Annotated in this window: 18 protein-coding genes and 1 riboswitch; of the genes, 8 read left to right on the top strand and 10 right to left on the bottom strand. The window is 72.0% G+C overall.

The features are described 5' to 3' along the window. Positions 1-26: 26 nt before the first annotated feature. Positions 27-139: riboswitch (SAM riboswitch) on the bottom strand. Positions 140-318: 179 nt separating this feature from the next. Next, on the top strand, positions 319-3,084 hold the full coding sequence (locus tag ABEG17_RS00985; RefSeq protein ID WP_406831386.1) for a DNA translocase FtsK 4TM domain-containing protein: 2,766 nt from the start codon (positions 319-321) through the stop codon (positions 3,082-3,084). A gap of 36 nt (positions 3,085-3,120) precedes the next feature. Then, positions 3,121-4,428, top strand: coding sequence for a multidrug effflux MFS transporter (locus ABEG17_RS00980; RefSeq protein ID WP_406831385.1), 1,308 nt, complete (start codon positions 3,121-3,123; stop codon positions 4,426-4,428). A gap of 31 nt (positions 4,429-4,459) precedes the next feature. Here ABEG17_RS00980 and ABEG17_RS00975 read toward each other — a convergent pair whose 3' ends face one another. The 7 genes from ABEG17_RS00975 to kdpF all read right to left on the bottom strand — a co-directional run bounded on the left by ABEG17_RS00975 (position 4,460) and on the right by kdpF (position 12,603). Continuing rightward, positions 4,460-4,861: a hypothetical protein gene (locus tag ABEG17_RS00975; RefSeq protein ID WP_406831384.1), complete on the bottom strand. Its 402-nt coding sequence runs from the start codon at positions 4,859-4,861 to the stop codon at positions 4,460-4,462. Between the two features lie 94 nt (positions 4,862-4,955). After that, entirely contained in the window at positions 4,956-5,633 is a 678-nt protein-coding gene (locus ABEG17_RS00970) for a response regulator (protein ID WP_406831383.1), read from the bottom strand. Next, positions 5,630-8,185: an ATP-binding protein gene (locus ABEG17_RS00965; RefSeq protein WP_406831382.1), complete on the bottom strand. Its 2,556-nt coding sequence runs from the start codon at positions 8,183-8,185 to the stop codon at positions 5,630-5,632. The genes ABEG17_RS00970 and ABEG17_RS00965 overlap by 4 nt, the downstream gene beginning before the upstream one ends. Positions 8,186-8,237: 52 nt before the next feature. Next, the gene (gene kdpC / locus ABEG17_RS00960) at positions 8,238-8,825 is read right to left on the bottom strand and encodes a potassium-transporting ATPase subunit KdpC (RefSeq protein WP_406831381.1); all 588 of its coding nucleotides are present in this window, start codon (positions 8,823-8,825) and stop codon (positions 8,238-8,240) included. A gap of 6 nt (positions 8,826-8,831) precedes the next feature. Beyond that, a complete protein-coding gene (gene kdpB, locus ABEG17_RS00955; RefSeq protein WP_406831380.1) occupies positions 8,832-10,859 on the bottom strand; it encodes a potassium-transporting ATPase subunit KdpB in 2,028 nt (675 codons plus the stop codon). Next, positions 10,856-12,505, bottom strand: a complete 1,650-nt coding sequence (gene kdpA, locus ABEG17_RS00950; protein WP_406831379.1) for a potassium-transporting ATPase subunit KdpA — start codon at positions 12,503-12,505, stop codon at positions 10,856-10,858. Before kdpA ends, kdpB begins: the two co-directional genes overlap by 4 nt. Further along, positions 12,505-12,603: a K(+)-transporting ATPase subunit F gene (kdpF, locus tag ABEG17_RS00945; protein ID WP_406831378.1), complete on the bottom strand. Its 99-nt coding sequence runs from the start codon at positions 12,601-12,603 to the stop codon at positions 12,505-12,507. The genes kdpA and kdpF overlap by 1 nt, the downstream gene beginning before the upstream one ends. A gap of 88 nt (positions 12,604-12,691) precedes the next feature. Between kdpF and ABEG17_RS00940 the strand changes: the two genes are divergently transcribed. Then, positions 12,692-13,354 (top strand): ion channel, encoded by a 663-nt coding sequence (locus ABEG17_RS00940; RefSeq protein ID WP_406831377.1) that lies wholly within the window; start codon positions 12,692-12,694, stop codon positions 13,352-13,354. Here ABEG17_RS00940 and ABEG17_RS00935 read toward each other — a convergent pair. Next, positions 13,351-14,574, bottom strand: a complete 1,224-nt coding sequence (locus ABEG17_RS00935) for a dipeptidase (protein WP_406831376.1) — start codon at positions 14,572-14,574, stop codon at positions 13,351-13,353. The two genes, ABEG17_RS00940 and ABEG17_RS00935, sit on opposite strands and share 4 nt — an antisense overlap. A gap of 33 nt (positions 14,575-14,607) precedes the next feature. On the opposite strand from ABEG17_RS00935, the gene rimO reads away from it, so the two are divergent. The 5 genes from rimO (at position 14,608) to ABEG17_RS00910 (ending at position 18,413) form a co-directional block, all read left to right on the top strand. Continuing rightward, positions 14,608-16,188 carry a 30S ribosomal protein S12 methylthiotransferase RimO gene (gene rimO, locus ABEG17_RS00930; protein ID WP_406831375.1) on the top strand — a complete coding sequence of 527 codons (1,581 nt, stop codon included), beginning with the start codon at positions 14,608-14,610 and terminating at the stop codon, positions 16,186-16,188. After that, positions 16,185-16,844, top strand: coding sequence for a CDP-alcohol phosphatidyltransferase family protein (locus tag ABEG17_RS00925; protein WP_406831374.1), 660 nt, complete (start codon positions 16,185-16,187; stop codon positions 16,842-16,844). The genes rimO and ABEG17_RS00925 overlap by 4 nt, the downstream gene beginning before the upstream one ends. Further along, positions 16,844-17,407, top strand: a complete 564-nt coding sequence (locus tag ABEG17_RS00920; protein ID WP_406831373.1) for a CinA family protein — start codon at positions 16,844-16,846, stop codon at positions 17,405-17,407. Before ABEG17_RS00925 ends, ABEG17_RS00920 begins: the two co-directional genes overlap by 1 nt. Positions 17,408-17,512: 105 nt before the next feature. Next, a complete protein-coding gene (locus ABEG17_RS00915) occupies positions 17,513-17,812 on the top strand; it encodes a helix-turn-helix domain-containing protein (protein ID WP_406831372.1) in 300 nt (99 codons plus the stop codon). A gap of 13 nt (positions 17,813-17,825) precedes the next feature. Next, positions 17,826-18,413, top strand: coding sequence for a GrpB family protein (locus tag ABEG17_RS00910; RefSeq protein ID WP_406831371.1), 588 nt, complete (start codon positions 17,826-17,828; stop codon positions 18,411-18,413). Positions 18,414-18,473: 60 nt separating this feature from the next. Here ABEG17_RS00910 and ABEG17_RS00905 read toward each other — a convergent pair whose 3' ends face one another. After that, complete coding sequence (locus tag ABEG17_RS00905; RefSeq protein ID WP_406831370.1) at positions 18,474-19,340, bottom strand: Fpg/Nei family DNA glycosylase; 867 nt, start codon at positions 19,338-19,340, stop codon at positions 18,474-18,476. Positions 19,341-19,385: 45 nt separating this feature from the next. Then, entirely contained in the window at positions 19,386-24,149 is a 4,764-nt protein-coding gene (locus ABEG17_RS00900) for an ATP-dependent helicase (RefSeq protein WP_406831369.1), read from the bottom strand. Positions 24,150-24,256: the final 107 nt, after the last annotated feature.

Raw genomic sequence — 24,256 nt, 5'->3', positions numbered from 1 at the left:
GTCCGGTGGGACCCGGGCCGAGCTCGGGTCCGCGCTTGCCGGCTGCGGGTGCAGACGGCCCGGTCGTCACCCGGAGCACCCCACCGCGGTGGAGGGTTGCTGGTCAGCAAGCCGGGGCTGTGCGCTGACACTCATGACCTTGCCGACGAAGGTAGCGGCGCTCCGGCGCTCGCTCCACCACCCGGACGGACCTTCTCGCCATCTGAGACCTCGCGAGGGGCGGCAGTCCCTCTGGACGGGACGGTGGGTCCCAGATCGCCACCGGTGCGACGCGTGTGACGCGTGTGTCCGGTGTGACCGTCGCGTACCCTGCGGAGCATGGCCACACGTCCGTCCACCTCGACGCGCTCCTCCTCGGCCGGGCAGGCGCGCAAGGGCACCACGACCCGTCCCGCCAACCGGCGCACCCCCGCGCCGCGCAAGCAGCCTGCCCGCGGCAAGGCCAGCGGTGGCGGGCTGCCCCTGCCGCTGCGTGCGGTCCGTGGCACCTGGATGGGTATGGCGCACGTGGCCGGCGGCGCGGTCCGCCGGGTCGGCAACGGCGCCCGTGACCTCGAGCCGGAGCACCGGCGCGACGGGTTCGGCTTCCTGCTGCTCGGTCTGGCCATCGTCGTCGCCGCCCGGGAGTGGTGGGCCCTGGAGGGCCCCGTGGGCGACGTCATCCACGCCGTCGTCGCGGGCACCTTCGGCCGCGTCGCCTACGCCGTCCCGCTCGCCCTGCTCTACCTGGGGGTCCGGCTGCTACGTGCCCCCCAGGAGGACGGCGCCAACTCCCGGATCGGCATCGGCCTCAGCACGCTGGCCTTCGCCGCCTGCGGACTGACGCACGTCGCAGCGGGCATCCCCACCCCGCCGCAGGGCGCGGACGTGATGCGCGACGGTGGCGGCATCATCGGCTTCCTCGCCTCGAGCCCCCTGCAGGCTGCGGTGTCGGTCTACGGCACTGTCCCGATCCTGCTCATGCTCGGCTTCTTCGGCCTGCTCGTCATGACCGCGACCCCGGTCCACATGATCCCCGAGCGCCTCGCCGAGCTGCGTGACCACCTCCTGCACCGCGGGGTCGAGTACGACGAGCCGGTCGACGCAGAGCCCGAGAAGCCCAAGCGCCGTCGCCGGGTCATCGAGCCCGAGGGGCCCCTGGACGGGGACGAGGCCTTCGAGAAGGCTGCCGTCGTCGTCCCCGACGGCAAGGGCGGACTGCGCCCGGGCGAGAAACGCCCGACCGCTCCCGGCGTCCTCGCCCCCGGTGCGAGCGGGGCGGCGGGCGGGGCAGGTGCGCCCGTCGACGCAGCCGCCGCGGCGCTGGCGAAGGTGCGTCCCGTGGTCGAGAAGGTCGCGCTCGAGGCGCCCCCGACCACGCCGCTGCCCCAGCGGGTGGAACAGCTCGCACTTGCCGGCGACATCACCTACACGTTGCCCGACAACGCCCTCCTCGAGCCCGGTTCGCCGCACAAGGCCCGCAGCGCCGCCAACGACCGCGTGGTCGAGTCGCTCACCCAGGTGCTCGAGCAGTTCGACATCGACGCCCAGGTCACCGGCTTCAGCCGTGGCCCGACGGTCACCCGCTACGAGGTCGAGCTCGGCCGCGGCACCAAGGTCGAGCGCGTCACCGCCCTCTCCAAGAACATCGCGTATGCCGTCGCCTCGGCCGACGTGCGCATCCTGTCGCCGATCCCCGGCAAGTCGGCCATCGGCATCGAGATCCCCAACACCGACCGCGAGAAGGTCAGCCTCGGCGACGTGCTGCGCAGCCAGGCGGCCCGGGGCAACGACCACCCGATGGTCATGGGGGTCGGCAAGGACGTCGAGGGCGGCTACGTCATCGCCAACCTCGCCAAGATGCCGCACCTGCTCGTCGCGGGCGCCACCGGCGCCGGCAAGTCGAGCTTCGTCAACTCCATGATCACCTCGATCCTCATGCGTTCGACGCCCGACGAGGTCCGCATGGTCCTGGTCGACCCCAAGCGGGTGGAGCTCACCGCATACGAGGGGATCCCGCACCTCATCACCCCGATCATCACGAACCCCAAGAAGGCCGCCGAGGCCCTCCAGTGGGTCGTGCGGGAGATGGACACGCGCTACGACGACCTCGCGCAGTTCGGGTTCAAGCACGTCGACGACTTCAACAAGGCGGTCAAGGCCGGCAAGGTCAAGCCGTTGCCGGGCAGCCAGCGGGTCATCCACCCCTACCCGTACCTGCTCGTCATCGTCGACGAGCTCGCCGACCTCATGATGGTCGCGCCGCGTGACGTCGAGGAGTCGATCGTCCGCATCACCCAGCTCGCCCGCGCCGCCGGCATCCACCTGGTGCTCGCGACGCAGCGTCCGTCGGTCGACGTCGTCACCGGTCTGATCAAGGCCAACGTGCCGTCGCGCATGGCGTTCGCGACGTCCTCGCTCGCCGACAGCCGGGTCGTCCTCGACCAGCCCGGCGCGGAGAAGCTCATCGGCCAGGGCGACGCACTGTTCCTGCCGATGGGTTCGAGCAAGACGATGCGCGTGCAGGGCGCCTGGGTCACCGAGTCCGAGATCCAGAACGTCGTCAAGGCCGTCACCGACCAGCTCAAGCCCAACTACCGCGACGACGTCACCGTGGTCGCGGCCAAGAAGCACGTCGACGACGACATCGGCGACGACCTCGACCTGCTGCTGCAGGCGACCGAGCTCGTCGTGACGACGCAGTTCGGGTCGACGTCGATGCTGCAGCGCAAGCTGCGGGTCGGGTTCGCCAAGGCCGGGCGCCTCATGGACCTGCTCGAGTCGCGTGGCGTCGTCGGGCCGTCCGAGGGTTCCAAGGCCCGAGACGTGCTCGTCAAGCCCGACGACCTGCCCACGACGCTCGCGCTCATGCGTGGCGACGAGGTGCCGGACGCCGAGCCGGTCTTCGACGGCCAGGCGGCCGCCGCGTCCGCGGGCGGGGTCGAGCACACGGACGAGGTCCCGGTCGGCGCACCGACCCCGTCCTACGCCCCGGGGTACGCGCCCGACTCGCGCTACGACAACGACCCGGTGGCGGCGCAGTTCGCCGGCCGCGAAGAGGTCGAGGAGTCCGGGGACGCCTGGGAGCTCACCGGCCGCGACTGACGGAATGGATCGGGCGCCCCGCGGCGTTGCCCCCGTGTGACCGCCGCGCCCGACGCCCTGACCGACGACCGCACCCAGACCCCGCACGACACCTCTGTCCCCTCCTCCGCAGCCATGCCGCCGGCCCCGACCGGACGTGCGTACCTGCGCTTCGTCCTCGTCCTCGGTGCGCTCATCGCCATCGGCCCGTTGACCATCGACACCTACCTGCCGGCACTGCCCTCGATCACGCGGGACCTCGGCGCGTCCGAGTCGGCCGTCCAGTTCACCCTCACCGGCATCCTGCTCGGTATGGGGCTCGGCCAGCTCCTCGTCGGACCCCTTGCCGACGCCGTGGGTCGCCGCCGCCCGCTCATCGCCGGGCTGGCCCTGCACATCGCCGCGTCGGTCTTCTGCGCGTTCGCGCCGACCATCCAGCTGCTCACCGTGGGCCGCGTCATGCAGGGCCTCGGCAACGCTGCGGTCGCCGTCGTCTCGATGGCCATGGTGCGTGACCAGTTCGCGGGCTCGGCCGCCGCGACCATGCTGTCGCGCCTCATGCTCGTCATGGGCCTCGCGCCCGTGCTGGCGCCGACCCTCGGCGGCTTCATCCTCCAGGTCACCTCGTGGCGCGGGGTGTTCGTCCTGCTCGCGGTCGCCGGGACGATGATGGTGACCCTGGCGTCCTTCGCCCTGCGTGAGACCCTGCCGCCCGCGCGCCGCCGCAAGCTGGCGTTCCGCCCGGTCGTGGCGACCTACGGCTCACTCCTGCGCGACCGCACCTTCGTCGGGCTCGTCCTCATCAGCGGCCTGATGTTCGCGACGCTGTTCTCCTACATCGGGGGCTCGTCGTTCGTCCTGCAGGACATCTACGGCCTGAGCGTCACCCAGTTCGGCCTCGCCTTCGGGCTCAACTCGATCGGCTTCCTCACCGGGTCGCAGCTGAACCCGTTCCTGCTCAAGCGTTTCCAGCCGCAGCTGCTGGTCCGCGCCGGCGTGACGATCGGCGCCGTGGCGGCCCTGCTCATGCTCGCGTCGGCCGCGACCGGGTTCGGTGGCCTCGCCCTGATCCTCACGCCGCTGTGGTTCATCCTCTTCGCGTGCGGCCTGACCTTGCCCAACACCCCTGCCCTCGCGCTCACCCGGCACGGTGAGGCAGCCGGCACCGCGGCAGCCCTGCTCGGTGCGTCCCAGTTCGTCATCGGTGGCGCTGCCGCCCCGCTGATCGGTGCGATGGGGTCCGGCTCCGCCGTCCCGATGACGCTGGTCATGGCGATGACCGCCTCGCTGGCCTTCGTCGTCGCGACGCTCACCCTGCGCGGACGTCTCGCCCCAGCCGAGCGCGCAGCGGAGGCCACCGCCTGACGAGCCGCACCCCGCGCTCGGGCCCCAGCGCTCAGTTCCCGTCGAGGTCCTGGCCGAGGCTCCCGCGGGTCGCGTACGTCTGGCAGTCCGACATGACACCGCTGGACGCGTCCATCTTGGCGATGACGGGCGTGGCGCGGGAACCGGCGGCGACGCCCAGCAGCCAGCAGGTCTCGGGGTCGGACCCGTCCACCTGGCCGAAGCCCACCGAGCTGCTCACGCTGGAGACATCGAGCGCGAGCTGGTCCAACCGTGCGCTCTGGCGGTGCTCGACCCAGAGGAACACGACGAGCAACAGGGTGGCGAGCCCGAGTGCGAAGCCGCGCGTCAGGGAGCGGCTCAGGGTCCGTGCCAACCCCTCCAACGGCGACGGCGGGCCGTACGGGCTCGGGTCCTCGGCGACCGTGGCGTTCCCCGGCTGATTCGCTGTCATCTGGTCCCCCTGCTCGGTGCGTGGCCACGAGGGTAGGGGGTGCTGTGAGTCCAAGGCGGTGAAACGCGGTGACGTCGTGTTGGGGACGCACGCGTCATACCTCGAGGCGGTAGCCCTGGCCCGGATCCGTGACGAGGTAGCGCGGGCGGGCCGGGTCGGGCTCGAGCTTGCGCCGCAGCTGGTTGGCGTAGACCCGCAGGTAGTTGGACTCGCGGCCGTAACCGGGACCCCACACCTCGTGCAGCAGGTCCTTCTGCGAGACCAGGTGACCCGGTCGCCGCGCGAGGACCGCCAGCAGGCGCCACTCGGTCGGCGTGAGCCGCACGACCTCCCCGCCGATGGTGGCCGTGCGCTCGGCGAAGTCGAGGTCGAAGTGGTCGGTCCGCACCGCCGCCGGATGGAGGTCGTTCTCGCCACCTCGGCGCAGGGCCGCGCGGACGCGTGCCTGGAACTCCTCCATGCCGAAGGGTTTGGTGACGTAGTCGTCCGCCCCCGCGTCGAGGGCCTCCACCTTGTCGGCGGAGTCGGTGCGCGCAGAGAGCACGATGACCGGCACCGAGGACGTCTCGCGCAGGCGCCGCAGCACGTCGATGCCGTCGAGGTCCGGGAGCCCGAGGTCGAGCACCACCACGTCGGGCGATCGTTCAGCGACCGACTGCAGCGCCGAGCGGCCGTCGCCGACCGTCTCGACCTCGTACCCGCGGGCCCGCAGGCTGATGGCCAGCGTGCGTCGCAGGTGTGGCTCGTCGTCGACGACCAGGACCACGCTCATGCGGGCATCCTGCCACCGGGGCTGACGTCGTCGGCCGCGACACCGGGGCCGGCAGCGTGTGGCGCGCGGGGGAGTTCGAGGACGATCGTCAGGCCGCCGCCGGGCGTGTCCTCGGCGACGATCGTCCCCTCCATCGTCTCCATCAACCCGCGGGCGACGGCCAGGCCCAACCCGACGCCCGACCCCCGTGGCGCGTCGTCGAGGCGCTGGAACGGCGCGAAGATGGCGGCCTTGGCCGAGTCCGGGACCCCCGACCCGCGGTCGACGACCCGGACCTGGAGCCGGTCCCCGGTGGCGTAGGCCTTGACGACGACCTCCTGCCGTCCGCCGGAGTGCTGCAGGGCGTTCTCGACGACATTGGCCAGGACGCGGTCGAGCAGGACCTCGTCGTAGAGCGCCAGCGGCAGGTCGTCGGCGCCGATGACGCGCACCCGGGCGGGAGCAGAGACGGTCGAGACGGTCCGCCTGATCGTCTCCAGGACGGCGCCCTCGGACAGCTGGGCGACCACCACCCCGCTCTGCAGTCGCGAGATGTCCAGGAGGTTTGCCACCAGGGTGGTGAGTCGGTCGGAGGACTCCTCGATCGTCTCCAGGAGGTCGGCCTCGTCCTGCTCCGAGAACGACGCGCCCGGTTGGCGCAACGCCGACACCGCCGCCTTGATGCCGGCCAGGGGAGTGCGCAGGTCGTGGGAGACCGCGCTGAGCAATGCCGTCCGGGCCCGGTTGTCCCGGGCGAGAGCGCCGGCGCGACGGGCCTGCTCGAGCAGGTCGGCCCGGCGCAGCACCGCTTCGGCGTGGGCGGCGAAGGCGGAGACCAGCCGGCGTTCGTCGGCGGCCAGCACCGGCCCGAACAGGGCCAGCGTCGTCGTGTCGTCGACGGGCGCTAGCACGGCCGCACGGTCCAGGTCGTCGACGTGGAAGCCCGGCAGCGCCGCGACGACCTGCCACGGTTCCCGCACCGACTGCCGTCGCACCAACCCGGCCGACGTCAGGTGGAACAGGTCGGCGACCTGCTCGAGCAGCGTGGCGAGCGGGTCCTGCTCGCCGAGCAGCGTCTGGGCCGAGCGTTCGAGCGCGAGTGCCTCACGTTGGGCCAGCCTGGCGGCCGCCGCCCTCCGGTCGCTGAGGTGGACCGCGGAGGACACCGAGACGGCGACGAGCAGGAACACGACGACGGCTGCGGCGTTCTGCGGGTTCGTGATCGTCAGCGTGCCGACCGGTTCGGTGAAGAACCAGTTGAGGCTGAGCGAGCCCAGCAGCGCCGAGACCACGGCCGGCCCGAACCCCCCGGCCAGCGCGCTGCCGACGGTCAGGGCCAGAAACAGCAGCACCTCGAGCGGGAGGTCGTGCGACGCACGGGTGACGGCGAGCAGGCCGGTCAGGACGGCGGTGCCCACCGTGGCCAGCAGCCAGCCGGACAGCCACCGCCCCCGAGCGACCCTCCCGGGCCGGCGTCGCGACCGCCCGCGATGGGCCTGTTCGTGGGTGACGATCACGGTGTCGATGTCGGCGCCCGCACCCTCGACGACGTGGCTGCCGACGCCGCGACCGCGCAACGCCTGCCACCACGTCCGGCGCGAGGCTCCGAGGACGATCTGCCGGGCGTTGACGCCCCGGGCGAAGTCGATGATGGCCGTGGACACGTCGTCCCCGGCCACCGTGTGGAAGGTGCCGCCGAGCTCGGCCACCAGGGTCCGGATCTCACCGATGCTCTCCAGCCGCGCGTCGATGAGCCCGTCCGCGGGGGTCACGTGGGCGACGAGGAGCTCACCCCCGGCGCCGCGGGCCGCGATCTGTGCCCCGCGCCGTACCAGCGCCGCGGACTCCGGCCCCCCGGTGACGGCGACGACGACGCGCTCTCGGGCCGGCCACGAGGAGGTGATGCCCTGGTCGCGCCGGTAGCGCTCGAGCCCCTCGTCGACCCGGTCCGCCAGCCACAGCAGCGACAGCTCGCGCAGGGCGGTGAGGTTGCCCTCGCGGAAGTAGTTGGCCAGGGCGGCATCGACGCGGTCGGCCCCGTAGACGTTGCCGTGAGCCATCCGCCGGCGCAGCGCGTGCGGTGACATGTCGACCAGCTCGATCTGGTCGGCCGTGCGCACCACCTCGTCCGGCACGGTCTCCTGCTGGCGGATGCCGGTGATCGACTCGACCACGTCGTTGAGCGACTCGAGGTGCTGGACGTTGACGGTGGAGATCACGTCGATCCCGGCGGCGAGCAGGGTGCGGACGTCCTCCCACCGCTTGGCGTGGCGGCTGCCGGGCGCGTTGGTGTGGGCCAGCTCGTCGACGAGCGCGACCTCGGGCGCCCGGGCCAGGACGGCCTCGACGTCCATCTCGCGCAGCGTGGTGCCACGGTGGGTCACCTCACGCGTCGGCACGACCTCGAGGCCGGCCGCCGCAGCCGCCGTGCGCGTGCGGCCGTGAGTCTCCACGAGCCCCACGACGACGTCGGTCCCACGTTCGAGCCGGCGGTGCCCCTCGGAGAGCATGGCCATGGTCTTGCCCACCCCGGGGGCCGCGCCGAGGTAGATGCGCAGCCGTCCGGGGGTCATGACGCCATTCTCGCGTCATCGCGGTGTCGTGGGCCCATGGGTGCGGGTCGTCCTACCCGACGGCGCGCGCCAGCGCGAGGTTGAGCTCGAGGACGTTGACCCGCGCCTCCCCGAGGAACCCGATGGTGCGTCCCTGGGTGTGTGCTGCCACGAGCTTCTCGACGATGCCGACGCCCAGCCCGGTCGCCTTCGCGACGCGCGGCACCTGCAGGGCTGCGTAGGCGGGGGAGATGTGCGGGTCGAGCCCGCTGGCGGACGCGGTCAGGGCGTCGGCGGGTATGGCGCCGTCCCCCTGCGTGGCGCCCCTGCCCTCCGCCGCGGTCACCGCGGCGCGTCGCTGCGTGACGGCGGCGACCTGGTCCTTGCTCGACGCAGCGAGGTTGGAGCCCCCGCTGGTGTCGCCGGAGTAGTCGCTGACCGACGGGCGCCCATGGAACCACCGGTCGCCGCTGAACTGCTGTCCCAGCAACGAGGAACCGACGACCGCGCCGTTCCTCTCCACCAACGAGCCGTTCGCCTGGTCGGACAGTCCGATCCGTCCGACGCCGTAGACGACGGCGGGGTAGACCCCGCCGAGCAGGACGGTGAGGGCGAGCAGCAGCCGCAGCGCCGCGGCGTACTGGCGGGTGAGTGAGGTCATGGGTGGTCAGCTCAATCCGGGGAGTTGGGACACGAGGAGGTCGATCGCCTTGATGCCGATGAAGGGGGCGACGATGCCGCCGAGCCCGTAGACGAGCAGGTTGCGGCGCAACAGGTCGGCCGCGCCGCCGGGGCGGTAGTGCACGCCCCGCAACGCCAGTGGCACGAGCGCGATGATGACCAGGGCGTTGAAGATGACGGCCGAGAGCATCGCGGACTCCGGCGACCCGAGGCGCATGATGTTGAGGGCGCCGAGACCGGGGAACAGCACCACGAACATCGCCGGGATGATCGCGAAGTACTTGGCGATGTCGTTGGCGATCGAGAACGTCGTCAGCGCCCCGCGGGTGATGAGCAGCTGCTTGCCGATCGCGACCACCTCGATGAGCTTGGTCGGGTCGGAGTCGAGGTCGACCATGTTGCCGGCCTCCTTCGCTGCCGACGTGCCGGTGTTCATCGCCAGCCCCACATCCGCCTGCGCCAGGGCAGGCGCGTCGTTGGTGCCGTCACCGGTCATCGCGACGAGGCGGCCTCCCGTCTGCTCCTTGATGATGAGCGCCATCTTGTCCTCGGGGGTGGCTTCGGCGAGAAAGTCGTCGACGCCGGCCTCCTGGGCGATCGCCGCAGCAGTGAGCTGGTTGTCGCCGGTGATCATCACGGTGCGAATTCCCATGCGGCGCAACGTGGCGAAGCGTTCGGTCATCCCCGGCTTGACGACGTCCTTGAGGCGCACCAGCCCCAGCACGCATGGGGGTTCACCGGGCTCGGCACGGGCGACGACGAGTGGCGTGGCACCGTCGCCGGCGATGTGATCGGCGAGCTGCTGCGTCTCGGGTGGTGTCGTGCCGCCCTCGCGCGTCACCCAGGCTGCGACCGCGGACGCGGCGCCCTTGCGGATGCGGCTCCCGTCGGGCAGGTCCACGCCGGACATCCGGGTCTGCGCGCTGAACTCCACGAACTCAGCTCCCTGCGCCGCCAGCGACTCCGCCGTCGCCGCTCCCTCGAAGTGCTCGAGGGAGGTGGCCAGCTCGACGATGGAGCGCCCCTCGGGCGTGCCGTCCGCCAACGAGGAGAGGTATGCCGCGTGCGCGAGGGCGGCGTCCGACCCACCGGACAGGGCAGTGAGCTCGCTTGCCCGGCGGTTGCCGAGCGTGATGGTGCCGGTCTTGTCCAGCAGCAGGGTCGACACGTCGCCGGCGGCCTCGACGGCACGCCCCGACATGGCCAGGACGTTGCGCTGCACGAGGCGGTCCATGCCGGCGATGCCGATGGCTGACAGCAGCGCGCCGATCGTCGTCGGGATCAGGCAGACGAGCAGGGCCACCAGCACGATGACCTGTTGCAGCGCACCGGAGTACGCCGCGAGAGGCTGGAGCGCCATGACCGTGACGAGGAAGAGGATCGTCAACGTGGTCAGCAGCACGGTCAACGCGATCTCGTTGGGCGTCTTCTGGCGCGTGGCGCCTTCGACGAGGGCGATCATCCGGTCGATGAAGCTCTCACCTGGTTGGGAGGTGATGCGGACGACGATCTCGTCGGACAGCACCGTCGTGCCTCCCGTCACGGCGCACCGGTCGCCGCCGGACTCTCGGACGACGGGTGCGGACTCGCCGGTGATCGCCGACTCGTCGACGGTGGCCACTCCCTCGACGACGTCGCCATCGCCCGGGATCACCTCGCCCGCGACGACCCGCACCCTGTCGCCGATCCGCAGCGTGGTGCCGGGGACCTTCTCGCTGGTGCCGTCGGCCTTGAGGCGCGCCGCCATCGTCTCGGTCCGGGTGGCCCGCAGGGATGCTGCCTGGGCACGCCCGCGCCCCTCGGCGATCGCCTCGGCCGCATTGGCGAACAGCACGGTCGCCCAGAGCCAGAACGCGACGCCCCAGCCGAAGACCGAGGGGTGGACGATCGCGAGCACCGTGGTGAGGACCGAGCCGACCCACACGACGAAGATCACGGGTGTGCGGACGAGGTGACGCGGGTCGAGCTTGGCCACTGCCTGGGGGACGGCGGCGAGCAGGGTGGTGCGGTTCATGACAGGGCCTCCGCGAGGGGTCCGAGGGCAAGGGCGGGGAAGAAGGTGAGCCCGGCGAGCACCAGGGCGATGCCGACGAGCAGCCCGGTGAACAGCGGCGTGTGGGTCGGCATGGTGCCGGCCGTCTCCGGTCGACGCCGTTGTGCTGCAAGGGAACCCGCGAGAGCGAGGACCAGCACCATCGGCGCGAACCGACCGACCGCCATGCAGAACGCGAGCGTGAGGTTGTACCAGGGGTTGTCGGCGGTCAGTCCCGCGAAGGCGCTGCCGTTGTTGTTGGTGGCCGACGCGTACGCGTAGAGCACCTCGGTCAGGCCGTGGGGTCCGCTGGCGAGCATCGCGCTGCGCGGCCGGTCCATCGACAGGGCGGCGCCGGTGAAGCCGAGGACCAGCAGCGGCATCACCAGGGAGTACAGCGCGGCCATGGTGATCTCGCGCCGGCCGATGGTCTTGCCGAGGTACTCCGGGGTGCGCCCGACCATGAGTCCGGCGACGAACACCGAGAGGATCGCGATGACGATGATCCCGTAGAGCCCTGAGCCGACGCCGCCGGGCGAGACCTCACCGAGCAGCATGTTGCTCAGGACCGTCCCGCCACCGAGCGGGCTGTAGGACTCGTGCAGCGAGTTGACCGCTCCCGTGGAGGTGCTCGTCGTGGCGGCGCCGAACAGCGCCGACGCCCAGACGCCGAAGCGCTGCTCCTTGCCCTCCATGGACCCGGTCGCCGCGCTGGACGCGGCCACCTCGGCCCACGTGGTCAGGGCGACACCGGCGGCGAACAGGACGGAGGCGAACCCCAGCAGTGCCCGGCCCTGGCGGCGGTCGCCGACCATGAGGCCGAAGGCCCGGGGGAGGGCGAACGGCACGACGAGGAGCATGAACACCTCGAGCAGGTTGGTGAAGGGGTTGGGGTTCTCGAACGGGTGGGCCGAGTTGGCGTTGAAGTAGCCGCCGCCGTTGGTGCCGAGCTCCTTGATCGCCTCCTGCGAGGCGACGAGCCCTCCTCGGACGACCTGTTCGACGCCCGAGAGGCCGGTGATGGTCGACGGCGCCGAGAGGTTCTGGACCACTCCGCCAGCGAGCAGGACGACTGCCCCGAGGACGGCGCCCGGCAGCAGGATCCGCACGGTGCCGCGCACGAGGTCGACCCAGAAGTTGCCCAGCCGCCCGGTCCCGTCCCGGGTCAGGGCACGGGTCAGCGCGATGCAGACGGCCAGGCCGACCGCGGCCGACACGAAGTTCTGCACGGTCAGGCCGAGCGTCTGGACCAGTGGGGTCACCCCGGCCTCACCGGCGTAGCTCTGCCAGTTGGTGTTGGTCACGAACGACACCGCGGTGTTGATGGCGGTGGTCACCCCCATCCCACCGGAGCCCTGGCGCAGCGGCAGCGAGGTCTGCACGAGGATGAGGGCGAGCAGCAGGACGAACCCGACCACGCTCACGGCGCCGACGCTCACGGCATACGCGCGCCAACCCTGCTCCCGCTCGGGGTCGACGCCCGCGAACCGGTAGAGCAGCCGCTCCACCCGCCAGTGCCGGGTGTCCGTGAACACCTTCGCGATCCACGTCCCCAGCGGCACGCAGACGACGACGAGGGCGACCACGAGCGTCAGGAGGGACAGCAACCCGGCTGTCGTCTGGGACATCAGAACCGCTCCGGGCGGACGAGCGCATAGACCAGGTAGGCCAGCAGCGCCACGCCGAGCAGGGCGGCGAGGAGGTTCTCGATCACCCTGTCAGTCAAGGACTTCCGACCTCGCCTTCCCGCTGCGTTGACGGCGCCTTGACTGGCGTTGACGCGATCTTGACGGCCCGACCCTAGGGTGGTCGCCATGCGTGACGCGTTGAAGGCCGTCAAGGGCCACCCCAGCGGGGTGCTCCTCACGGCCCAGCTCCTCGAGGTCCTCGCCTACCCGTTCGCCGGCGACACCCCGCTCGGGCGGAGCGTCATCGGCCTCTTCGGTGTCCTCGTGCTCGCCGTGGCCGTGTATGCCGTGCGGGCCACCCCCGCGCTGACCTGGGTGGCCGTCGTGCTGGGCCTGCCTGTGGTCGCGCTCACCGTTGCCGAAGGGTTCTTCCCGGCGAACCAGCAGGTCGTGCTGTGGTCGGCACTGTTCCACGCGGCGTTCTACGGCTACACGGGATACGGCCTGATCCGCTACCTGTTCGACGACTCGTGGGTGACCCGAGACGAGATCTTCGCCGTCGGCGCCAACTTCACCGTCGTCTCGTGGATGTTCGCCTACCTGTTCATGGCCGTGCAGGTCGTCTGGCCCGGGTCCTTCATCGCCTTCCAGGGGGAGGGCCACCGGACCTTCCTCGAGCTGCTCTACCTGTCGTTCGCCAACCTCACCAGCGTCGGGCTGTCCGACGTCACCGCCGTGCTGCCGCACGCCCGCTCGGTCGTGATCATCGAGCAGGTCGCCGGGGTCATGTACGTCGCCCTGATCATCGCCCGCGTCGTGGGCCTGACGATCACGCGCTGGCGCAACTAGGCGGTCGCGGGCGCTGGCGCGGGCTCGGACGCTGCCTCGCCGTCGAGGTCGGCGATGGTCGCGAGGCTCGGACCGCGCTCGGACTGGAGGCGCTGGGCACCCTCCTCGGCCTCGCGCAGCACCCGCACGATGTTGCCGCTGGTGAGCTTGCCGAGGTCGTCATCGGACCAGCCGCGGTCTGCGAGCGCCTCGAGCAGCGCCGGGTAGCAGCTGACGTCCTCGAGGCCGGCGGGAAGCTCGCCCACACCGTCGTAGTCGCCACCGAGGCCCACGTGGTCGACCCCGGCGACCTCGCGGATGTGCTCGCAGTGCCGGACGACGTCCTCGAGCGTCGCACCTGGCGCCGGGGCGCTGCGCTCGCGGTAGGCCCGGCCCCACGCCTCGAACGCCGGACCGTCGGCTTGGGTCACTCCGGCCTCGGCAGCGGCGGCGACCGCCTCGGACTGCCACGCCGCGGCGTCGGGGTTCACGAACTTGGGAACGAAGGTGACCATGCAGACGCCACGGTTGGCGCGCAGGGACTCCAGCACGTCGTCGGGGGCGTTGCGGGGGCTGTCGGCCACCGCCCGCGCGGAGGAGTGGCTGAAGATCGCCGGGACCTCGGCGACCCGCAGGGCGTCGCGCATGGTGTCGGCCGAGACGTGGGAGAGGTCGACGAGCATGCCGATCCGGTTCATCTCCCGGACCACCTCGACCCCGAACCGTGAAAGGCCGCCCAGCACCGGGACATCGGTCCCCGAGTCGGCCCACGGGACGTTGCTGTTGTGGGTGAGCGTCATGTAGCGGACGCCGAGGACGTGCAGCATCCGCAACGTCGCCAGGGAGCTGTTGATCGAGTGGCCGCCCTCGGCCCCGAGCAGGGAGGCGATCCGCCCGGACTCCCAGGCGGCCTCGATGTCGCCCGCGGTCCTCGCGAAGGCGAGGTCCGCGCCATACCTCGCGACCATCTGGTGACCGGCATCGATCTGCTCCAGGGTCGCGCTCACGGCGTCGTCGCCGGTCAGCTCGGCGGGGACGAACACCGACCAGAACTGCCCACCCACGCCACCAGCGCGCAGCCGCGGCAGGTCCGTGTGCGTCGGGGTGCCACCGGCGGCGATGTCGAGACGGTCGAAGTCGTAGCCCACCTGCTCACGCGCCTCCCACAGGAGGTCGTTGTGGCCGTCGATGACGGGGTGGTGGCGCAGCACGGCGGCGACGCGGTCGGCGGTGGTCGTCATGGCGGCCACGTTACTCACCGTAGAGTGAGGGCCATGAGTTCGACCGAGCAGCGCAGCGTGGCCCTGGTGACCTTGGGGTGCACCCGCAACGAGGTCGACTCCGAGGAGCTGGCCGGGCGTCTCGCCGCCGAGGGGTGGCTCCTCGTCGACGACGCCGACGACGCCGACGTCGCGGTGGTCAACACCTGCGGGTTCGTCGAGCAGGCCAAGAAGGACTCCATCGACGTCCTGCTCGAGGCGTCCGCCCGCAAGGGCCAGTCGAAGACCCAGAAGGTCGTCGCCGTCGGCTGCCTGGCTGAGCGGTACGGCAAGCAGCTCGCCGCCGAGCTGCCCGAGGCCGACGCCGTGCTCGGCTTCGACTCCTACGCCGACATGTCCAGCCACCTGCGCGCCATCCTGGACGGCAACGCTCCCGAGTCGCACACCCCCGGCGACCGCCGTCGCCTCCTGCCCCTCTCACCGGTGCAGCGCCAGGCCGGCTCGGCCGGTGTCGCGCTGCCCGGCCACGGCGGACCCTCGGGCCCGGCTGCTCCTCCGGTCGTCCCGTCCCAGGACGGCACCTCGCCCGAGCAGGTCGCCCCCGCCGAGCCCGTCGACGTCACCATCGAGGGACCGGTCCCGGCGTCCGGTCCGCGAGTCATCCGCGCTCGCCTCGACGGCCGCCCGTGGGCACCGCTGAAGATCGCCAGTGGTTGTGACCGACGGTGTGCGTTCTGCGCCATCCCGTCGTTCCGTGGCGCGTTCGTCTCCCGCCGACCCATGGACATCGTCGCCGAGGCCCGCTGGCTGGGGGAGCGCGGCGTCAAGGAGCTCTTCCTCGTCAGTGAGAACTCCACCTCCTACGGCAAGGACCTCGGCGACATCGGCCTGCTCGAGAAGCTCCTGCCCGAGCTCACCGCAGTGCCCGGTATCGAGCGGGTGCGGGTCTCCTACCTGCAGCCCGCCGAGATCCGCCCCGACCTGCTCGACGCGATGGCGTCCGTCCCCGGGGTCGTCCCGTACTTCGACATCTCCTTCCAGCACGCCTCGGCCACGCTGCTGCGCTCGATGCGCCGGTTCGGTGGCCGTGAGGCGTTCCTCGGCCTGCTCGACCAGGTGCGAGCACGCGCGCCGAAGGCCGGCATCCGCAGCAACGTCATCGTCGGCTTCCCTGGTGAGACCGAGGCCGACCTCGACGAGCTCGAGGCCTTCCTCGTGGCGGCCCGGCTCGACGTCGTCGGCGTGTTCGGCTACTCCGACGAGGACGGCACGGAGGCGGAGTCCTACGGCGACAAGCTGCCCGAGCACGTCGTTGCCGAACGGGTCTCGCGGTTCACCGCCCTCATCGAGGAGCTCAACCTCCAGCGCGCCGAGGAGCGCATCGGCGAGACCGTCGAGGTGCTCGTCGAGTCGGTGCCCCGCCTCGCCCTCACCGACTCCGACCCCACTGACTCCGGTGCGACCGACGACGACGAGGAGTCGATGGTGGTCGGCCGGGCGGAGCACCAGGGCCCCGACGTCGATGGAGTGACCCTGCTGTCGCCCGAGGACTGGCCCGGGCTGGCTGTCGGCGACATCGTGCGCGCGGTGGTGGTGGCAACCGAGGGCATCGACCTCGTGGCAGAACCCGCATGAGCGAGTCGGCCCCGCGGCCGGACCCCATGACCGAGCCGGTCTCCACCCCGACGCCGAGCGCGTGGAACATCGCCAACGCCCTCACCGTCTCCCGGATCCTGCTGGTCCCGGTCTACGGCTGGCTGCTGCTGGTCGGCAGTGGTCACGACTCGACCATGCGGTGGTGGGCGGCAGCGGTGTTCGTCATCGCGACGGCGACGGACCGCGTCGACGGCGACCTGGCCCGCAGCCGCGGTCTCATCACCAACTTCGGCAAGATCGCCGACCCCATCGCCGACAAGGCCCTGATGAGCATGGCGTTCATCGGTCTCGCGTCCCTGGGTGACCTCCCGTGGTGGATCACCATCGTCGTGCTGGTCCGCGAGTGGGGCGTCACGGTGATGCGCTTCGTCGTCATCCGGCACGGCGTGATGCCCGCAGGTCGGGGCGGGAAGGTGAAGACCGCCCTGCAGAGCCTGGGCCTCACGTTGTTCACCCTGCCCCTGGCGACCTTCCCCGGATCCGACGTGTGGCAGCTCGTGGCGTGGGTGGTGCTCGGCCTCGCCGTCCTGGTGACCGTCGTGACCGGGCTCGACATCGCCTACAAGGCCAACCGGCTGCGACGGACGAGCGAACGTGCCGCGATGAAGCGTGCGGCGCGCGCAGCTCGGCGCTGATGACCGCCACCACCTCGTCCAGCGCGTCGCCCGCGGACGTGGTCGCGCAGCTGCGCTCTGCCGGTCTGACGATCGCCGCAGCGGAGTCCCTCACAGGAGGACTGGTCTGCGCAGCGCTGACGGACGTGCCAGGCGCTTCCGCGGTCGTTCGCGGGGCGGTGGTCAGCTATGCCACCGACCTCAAGGCTTCCGTGCTCGGCGTGGACCCGCAGGTCCTCGCCTCCGGCGGGGCCGTGCAGGACCGGGTGGCTCGCGAGATGGCGTTGGGGGCCGCGCGGGTGTGCGGGGCCGACATCGGCATCGGGACCACGGGTGTGGCCGGTCCGGACCCCCAGGACGGCGTGTCGGTGGGCACCGTCTTCGTCGCGGTGGCCCGCGCCGGGCAGGCGGCAGACGAGGTGCAGGTGCGCGAGCTCGGGCTCGATGGTGACCGGGCCCGGATCCGGGCGTCGACCGTGACCGCGGTCCTCGGGCTGGTCACCGAGGTCGTGTCCCAGATCGGCGCGTCAGGGTGGACGGGTGGGGTGGATGAGGCGGAAGATTCCGGCCGTGTCCGTCGTTGAGGTCTGCGTGCCGCTCGTTTCCCGAATCCTCCGCGCGCCGCGTCAGGGGTGCGGGGTACCGTGGTCCTGTACCTGTTCCGGTGACGACCAGCTGAAGGAGGCGTCATGATCCTGCTCCGTCGTGAGCTCGGCGACGTGCTCCGTGAGCAGCGGCAGTCCCAGGGGCGCACCCTGCGCGAGGTCTCTGCGGCAGCGTCGGTCTCGCTCGGTTACCTCAGTGAGGTCGAGCGCGGCGAGAAGGAAGCCTCCTCGGAGCTGCTGGGATCGATCTGCGGCGCCCTGCACCTCCCGCTCTCCGAGGTCCTTGGCCAGGTGTCCGAGCGTGTCGCCGAGACCGAGGCGCTGACCGCCCCCGTCTCGCTGCCGCTCCCGGCCAGCACGCTGGTCTCCGCTTCCGCCGCCTGACCTGCGCAGTCGGGTGGTCGACGAAGGGCCGCCGCCTCCCAGCGCGGTGGTCGGCAACCTGACCCCGTATGCCGTGCCAGTCGTGGTCGTCGAGCACGACCCGGCGTGGGCGGCCAGGTTCGAGGCGGAACGCGCAGCGATCACCGCGGCTCTGGGGCCTGTCGCGGTGACGGTCGAGCACGTGGGGTCGACCTCGGTGCCGGGTCTGCCGGCCAAGCCGGTCATCGACATCCTGCTCCTGGTGCCTGACTCCTCGGACGAGTCGGCCTACGTGTCGGCCCTGGAGGCAGCCGGCTACACGTTGCGCATCCGCGAGCCCGCCTGGCTCGAGCATCGAGTCCTGTACCGCCGCGTGGACAGCGGGAGCCCGCACGACGTCAACCTGCACGTGTTCTCGCCGGGGGCGGCGGACGCCGAGATCGCGCGGATGCGCGTGTTCCGCGACTGGTTGCGCACGCACCCGCAGGACCGCGAGCTGTATGCCGCGACGAAACGCGAACTGGCCACTCGCCGCTGGCGCTACGTGCAGGACTACGCGGACGCCAAGACCGAGGTGGTCGAGGAGATCCTCAGCCGGGCGGGTGCGCCGCCGGCTCCGTAAGCAGGAGGGGGTGTAGTCGTGGCCCCGGCGCCTCGCCTGCAGCGGGTGGAGACGGCGAGCTCAGGCTCGGCGGTAGGGCTGGGCCCGTCCGCCTGAGGAGCCCATCGGTCGCTGTGGCCGACCGTCGTCGGTCGGGCCGAGGCCGCCCTGGCAGCTGGGGCAGTAGAACATCGTGCGTTCCTGGGGTGCCTGTCCGATCATGGCCACCCGGATGATCGTCGCGCACCGCCGGCATGGTCGGCCCGACCGCGCGTGGACGAAGCTCTCCTCGCCACGTCGGCGGACGCCGGTGCTCGACTGCACCGCATGGTGGCGGGCGGTGTCGAGCAGTCGGTGGGCCCGGTCCACCAGCCGCTCGACGACGTCGGGTGACAGCTCGCCAGCCTCGGCCCACGGGTGCACCTTCTCCATGAACAGGCTCTCGGACGCCCACAGCGTGCCGACGCCGGCGAGGTTGCGCTGGTCGAGCAGGGCGGCTCCGATGGTCGTGGCCGAGCCGCGCAGGTTGGTGATCGCGCGGGTGGCGTCCCAGTCGGGACCGAGGACATCCGGGCCCAGGTGACTGACCGCGTCGGACTCCCGGTTGGTCGGCAGGAGCTCCAGCACCCCGAGCCGCAGGCCCAGGGCAGTCCACTCCTGCGTGCCCACGGCCACCCGCAGGTCGGCCCGGCGCAGCCACCGTCCGTTCTCGGCGGGGGCCTCGACCCGCCACTGCCCCTCCATGCGCAGGTGCGAGTGCATCGTGACGCCGTTGTCGAGCCGGTGCAGGACGTGCTTGCCCCGGCTGACCACCTCGGTGGTCCTCGCTCCCCGGAAGTCGGTCGTTGCGATCTCGGGGAAACGGGCGTCCCAGAGCGTGATCTCCTGACCTGCGAGGGCCCGGTGGAGCCGCGTGGCCGTGCGCCAGACCGTGTCCCCCTCAGGCACGCAGAGCTCCGGTCACGAAGACGTGGATCGTGTCGGCGGCAGGACTCATCGACGGAGCCGCAGCCCGCGCGGGGTGGCGTGGAACCCGGCGTTGGCCAGCGCTGACACGAGGGGGTGCTCGGACCCCAGCAGCGCCCCGCCGTCCGCCTTCTCGACGGTCAGCCGTCCGAGGGCGCCCTCCCGCACGGCGAGCGCGAGGGCGTCCGCGGCGCTCTGCAGGCGCATCGGGTCGTCGGTCCAGGACAACAGGGTCTTCCCGCCTCGTTCGACGTAGAGGACGAGCTCGCCGTCGACCTGTACCACGAGGGCTCCGGCCTTGCGGCCGGGCTGGTGGCCCTTGCGGCCCCCGGCTGCTCGTCCGGCTTCGCTGTCGGCGGGCGCGTCCTCGTCCCGCGGGGCGCGCTCCGGCCAGGGCAGGGCGGCGCCGTACGCATTGGCGGGGTCGGTCGCGGCGAGCACGAGCGCCGGCCCCTGGCGGTCGTCGGGGTCGGCGCCGGGCTGGCGGGACCCCGCACGGATGCGGTCGATGGCGCCCGTGGTGGAGAACTGGGCTGCGCCGAGCGACTCGACGAAGTACCCCCGACGCACGCGCCCGGACTCCTCGGCGGCGGCGAGCACGCGGTAGACCCCGGCGAACCCGCCCGGCACGTCCTCGGCCACGACCGATCCGCGGGTCACCACGCCATACCGGTCGAGCAGGACCTCGGCCGTGGCGTAGGCGCGCACCGTGGCGTCGCCCTCGCTCTCCGGGAGCAGCGACCAGCGTCCGGCGCCGGCAGGAGGACCGGAGCGAGTGGGCAGCGACGGACGGCCCAGGCCCCGGCGGCCGGAGAGGGTGCCGAGCGAACCCTGTCGCCCGGCGTAGCGCGACGACCTCGGGCCGGAAGCGGCGCGACGGTGGGCAGTCTTGCCGCCGGACAGCAGGGCGCGCAGCGGGGCGATGGTGTCGCCACTGACCCGGCCGGACCAGACCAGGGCCCACAGGTCGGCGAGGACCTGCTCGTCGTCGGTGCTGCCGACGGCGTCGGACAAGGTGCGGAAGAAGTAGGCGCCGCCGCCGGAGAGCGCGTCGACCATCACCTGCTGGGACTCGGTCAGCACCTCGTCGGACGGCGGAGGCATCGTGAGGTGCGCCGTGTCGGCGAGGTGCAGGGAGACCCAGCCGTCGTCGCCGGGCAGCGAGCCGTGGCCGCGCCAGAGGACCTCACCGCTGCTGGTGAGCTCGTCGAGCAGGGAGGCGGTGTAGCCAGCCACCCGGGTGGGCAGCACCAGTGTCTCGAGGGCGCTCGCGGGCAGGACGGCCCCGGCGAGCTGCTCCACGGCTCGGATGAGCCCGTCGCGACCGCGAAGGCCACCGCCGACGCCCTGCCACTGCGGCAGGAACCTGGCCAGCTCGACCGTCGCGACCGGCTCGACCTCGGCACGAAGGGCCGCCAGCGAGCGGCGGCGAAGCATGCGCAGCACCTCGGCATCGCAGTAGTCGAGGCCGTGCCTACCGCCGCCGTTCTCCAGCGGCAGCAGCTCGCCCTCGACGACGCGACCCGAGGCGACCAGGCGTCGTAGGGTGTCCAGGGCTACGGCAGGACCGACACCCCACCAGGCCGCCACCGTCGCGACGGGGAAGGGCCCGTGGGTCCTGGCGAACCGGGCGACGAGGTCACCCAGCGGGTCGGGGACCGGCTCGAGGAAGGTCTGGGGGATGCCCACCGGCAGGGACGCGCCCAGGGCGTCCCGCAGCCGGGCCGCGTCCTCGATCGCGGCCCAGCGCTCCTCGCCGGCGACGCGCACCCGGATCAGCCGTCGGGCACCCTCGAGGTCGACGAGCCAGCTGCCGATCTCCTTGTGGGACAACGCTTCCTGCGAACGACGCTGGATCTCGGGAAGGGACAGAGGGCCGAGCACCCGCAACAGGTCGGCGATGTCCTCGGCGTCCCGGCACGCGCGCTCGGGCACGAGTCGCTGGAGCTCGTTCTCGGTGCGGGTGACCTGCTCCGGGTCGAGCAGGTCGCGCAGCGACAGTCCCTCGCCACGGCCCAGCAGCTCGGCCAGCAGCGTGGGGTCGAGGGAGAGTGCGGCGGCCCGCTTCTCGGCGAGCGGTGAGTCGCCCTCGTAGAGGAACTGGGCGACGTACCCGAACATCAGGGACCGGGCGAACGGTGAGGGCTGGCGGGACTCGACGTCGACGAGCGTCACCTCGCGCGACTCCACGGCCTTCATCAAGGCCTCGAGGCCGGGCACGTCGAACACGTCCTGGACACATTCTCGGACGGTCTCGAGGATGATCGGGAAGGAGGCGTACTGGCTGGCCACCTCGAGCAGCTGGGCCGCGCGCTGACGCTGCTGCCACAAGGGTTGTCGACGGTCGGGGCGGCGCCGGGGGAGCAGCAAGGCGCGCGAGGCGCACTCGCGGAAGCGGGCGGCGAACAACGCCGAACCGCCGATCTCCGAGGTGACGCGGTCGTGCACCTCCTCGGGGTCGAGGCGGACGAGCTCCATGAGCTCGGCACCCACCCCGCGGCCGTCCTCGAACTCCAGGTCGGGGAGTCGGAACACGATCCCGTCGTCCCCGTGCATCGCCTGCACGTCGACGCCGAACCGCTCACGCATCCGGGCCGAGACGCACAGCGCCCACGGTGCGTGGACCTGGCCACCGAAGGGGGAGTGGACGGCGACCCGCCAGTCGCCGATCTCGTCGCGGAAGCGCTCGACGACGATGGTGCGGTCGTCGGGCACGTGCCCCGTGGCCTCCTTCTGCTCGCGCAGGTAGGCGAGGAGGTTGTCGGTGGCCCACTCGTCCAGGCCCGCAGCGGTGACGCGTTCACGAGCCTTGGCGTCGCCGAGTCCGACGACCTCGCGCACGAACGCCCCCACAGCCCGCCCGAGCTCGGCAGGGCGGCCGAGCTGGTCGCCCTTCCAGAACGGCAGCTTGCCGGGCATGCCGGGCGCGGGGGTGACGAGCACCCGGTCGTGGGTGATGTCCTCGATCCGCCAGGTCGACGTGCCGAGGGTGAAGACGTCACCGACCCGCGACTCGTAGACCATCTCCTCGTCGAGCTCGCCCACGCGCCGCCCGGCACCCTCGGACGAGGCCAGGAACACGGCATACAGGCCGCGGTCGGGGATGGTGCCGCCGGAGGTGACAGCGAGGCGCTGGGCGCCGGGGCGACCGCTGAGGACACCGGTGACGCGGTCCCAGACGATGCGCGGCCGCAGCTCGGCGAACTCGTCGCTGGGGTAGCGGCCCGACAGCATGTCCAGGACCGACTCGAGGATCGATCTCGGCAGGGAGGCGAACGGGGTCGCGCCGCGGACGACCTTCTCGAGGTCGTCGACGGTCCACTCGTCGAGGGCGCACATGGCGACGATCTGCTGGGCGAGGACGTCGACGGGGTTGGCCGGGACGTGCAGCGACTCGATGGCTCCGGCCCGCATCCGCTCGACCACGACGGCCGTCTGCACCAGGTCGCCACGGAACTTCGGGAACAACACGCCCCGCGAGACCGCCCCGACCTGGTGACCGGCGCGGCCCACGCGCTGCAGGCCGCTGGCGACCGACGGTGGGGACTCCACCTGCACGACGAGGTCGACCGCCCCCATGTCGATGCCCAGCTCGAGGCTGGACGTGGCGACGACGGCCGGGAGCCGACCGGCCTTGAGGTCCTCCTCGATGAGGGCCCGGTGCTCCTTGCTCACCGACCCGTGGTGGGCGCGGGCGAGCACGGCAGGAGCGCCCGAGCTCGATCCGGCCTGCGCCATCGTCTGGGCCGGGGTGCGCGCTGCTGCGTGGGCGCGGCGGCTGTCGGGAGCAGGCGATGCTCCCTCGTCCGCGGGGACCGTGCCCTCCGTGTCCGCCCGCTCGGCGGCCGCCGTCTCGAGGCGCTCCTCCCAGATCTCGTTGAGCCGGCTGGTGAGGCGCTCGGCGAGCCGACGGGAGTTGGAGAACACCAGGGTCGAGCGGTGGGAGGCGATGAGGTCGACGATGCGTTCCTCGACGTGGGGCCAGATCGAGGCGCGGCGCTCGCCGCCCGCCGCAGGACCGGAGAGGTCGTCCTCGATGACCTCGCCCAGGCTGGACATGTCGGCGATGGGGACGACGACCTCGAGGTCCCACTCCTTGGTCGACGGGGGTCGGACGATCTCGACCGGTCTGCCCCCGGCGAGGTAGCGGGCCACCTCCTCGACGGGCTCCACGGTCGCGGACAGCCCGATGCGCTGCGCCGGTGTGTCGAGGAGGGCGTCGAGCCGCTCGAGGGTGAGCGCGAGGTGGGCCCCGCGCTTGGTGCCCGCAACGGCGTGCACCTCGTCGAGGATGACCGTCTCGACCCCGGCGAGGGCCTCGCGTGCCTGGGAGGTGAGGATGAGGAACAACGACTCGGGAGTGGTGATGAGGACGTCGCTGGGGGTGCGTGCGAAGGCCCGGCGCTCGTTGGCGGGTGTGTCACCGGACCGGACGGCCACGGTGATGTCCGGCTGGGGGAGCCCGAGGCGCGTCGCCGCGTGGCCGATGCCGACGAGGGGGGAGCGCAGATTGCGCTCGACGTCGACCGCGAGGGCCTTCATGGGGGAGATGTAGAGCACCCGGCAGCGCTTGAGCTTCTCCTGCGGGGGCGGGGTGCTCGCGAGCCGGTCGAGGGCCCACAGGAACGCCGACAGGGTCTTGCCGGAGCCGGTCGGCGCGACCACGAGGGCGTGCTGCCCAGAGCTGATCGCGTCCCACGCACCTGCTTGGGCGGCGGTGGGCTCGCTGAAGGAGCCGCGGAACCACTCCGCGGTGGCGGGGGAGAAGCGCTCGAGGACGTCGGATGCCATTGCTCGACAGCCTGCCACGCGGCACCGACACCCGCCGCCGGGCACCGACCCGGACGGGCGCGCCGACAACCGCCACCGTCGGTGCGGCGTCCTAGTGTGTATGGCGA

This window comes from Pedococcus sp. KACC 23699, from assembly GCF_045348425.1.
Lineage (GTDB): Bacteria > Actinomycetota > Actinomycetes > Actinomycetales > Dermatophilaceae > Pedococcus.
This window is presented reverse-complemented; position numbering and strand designations above follow the sequence as displayed.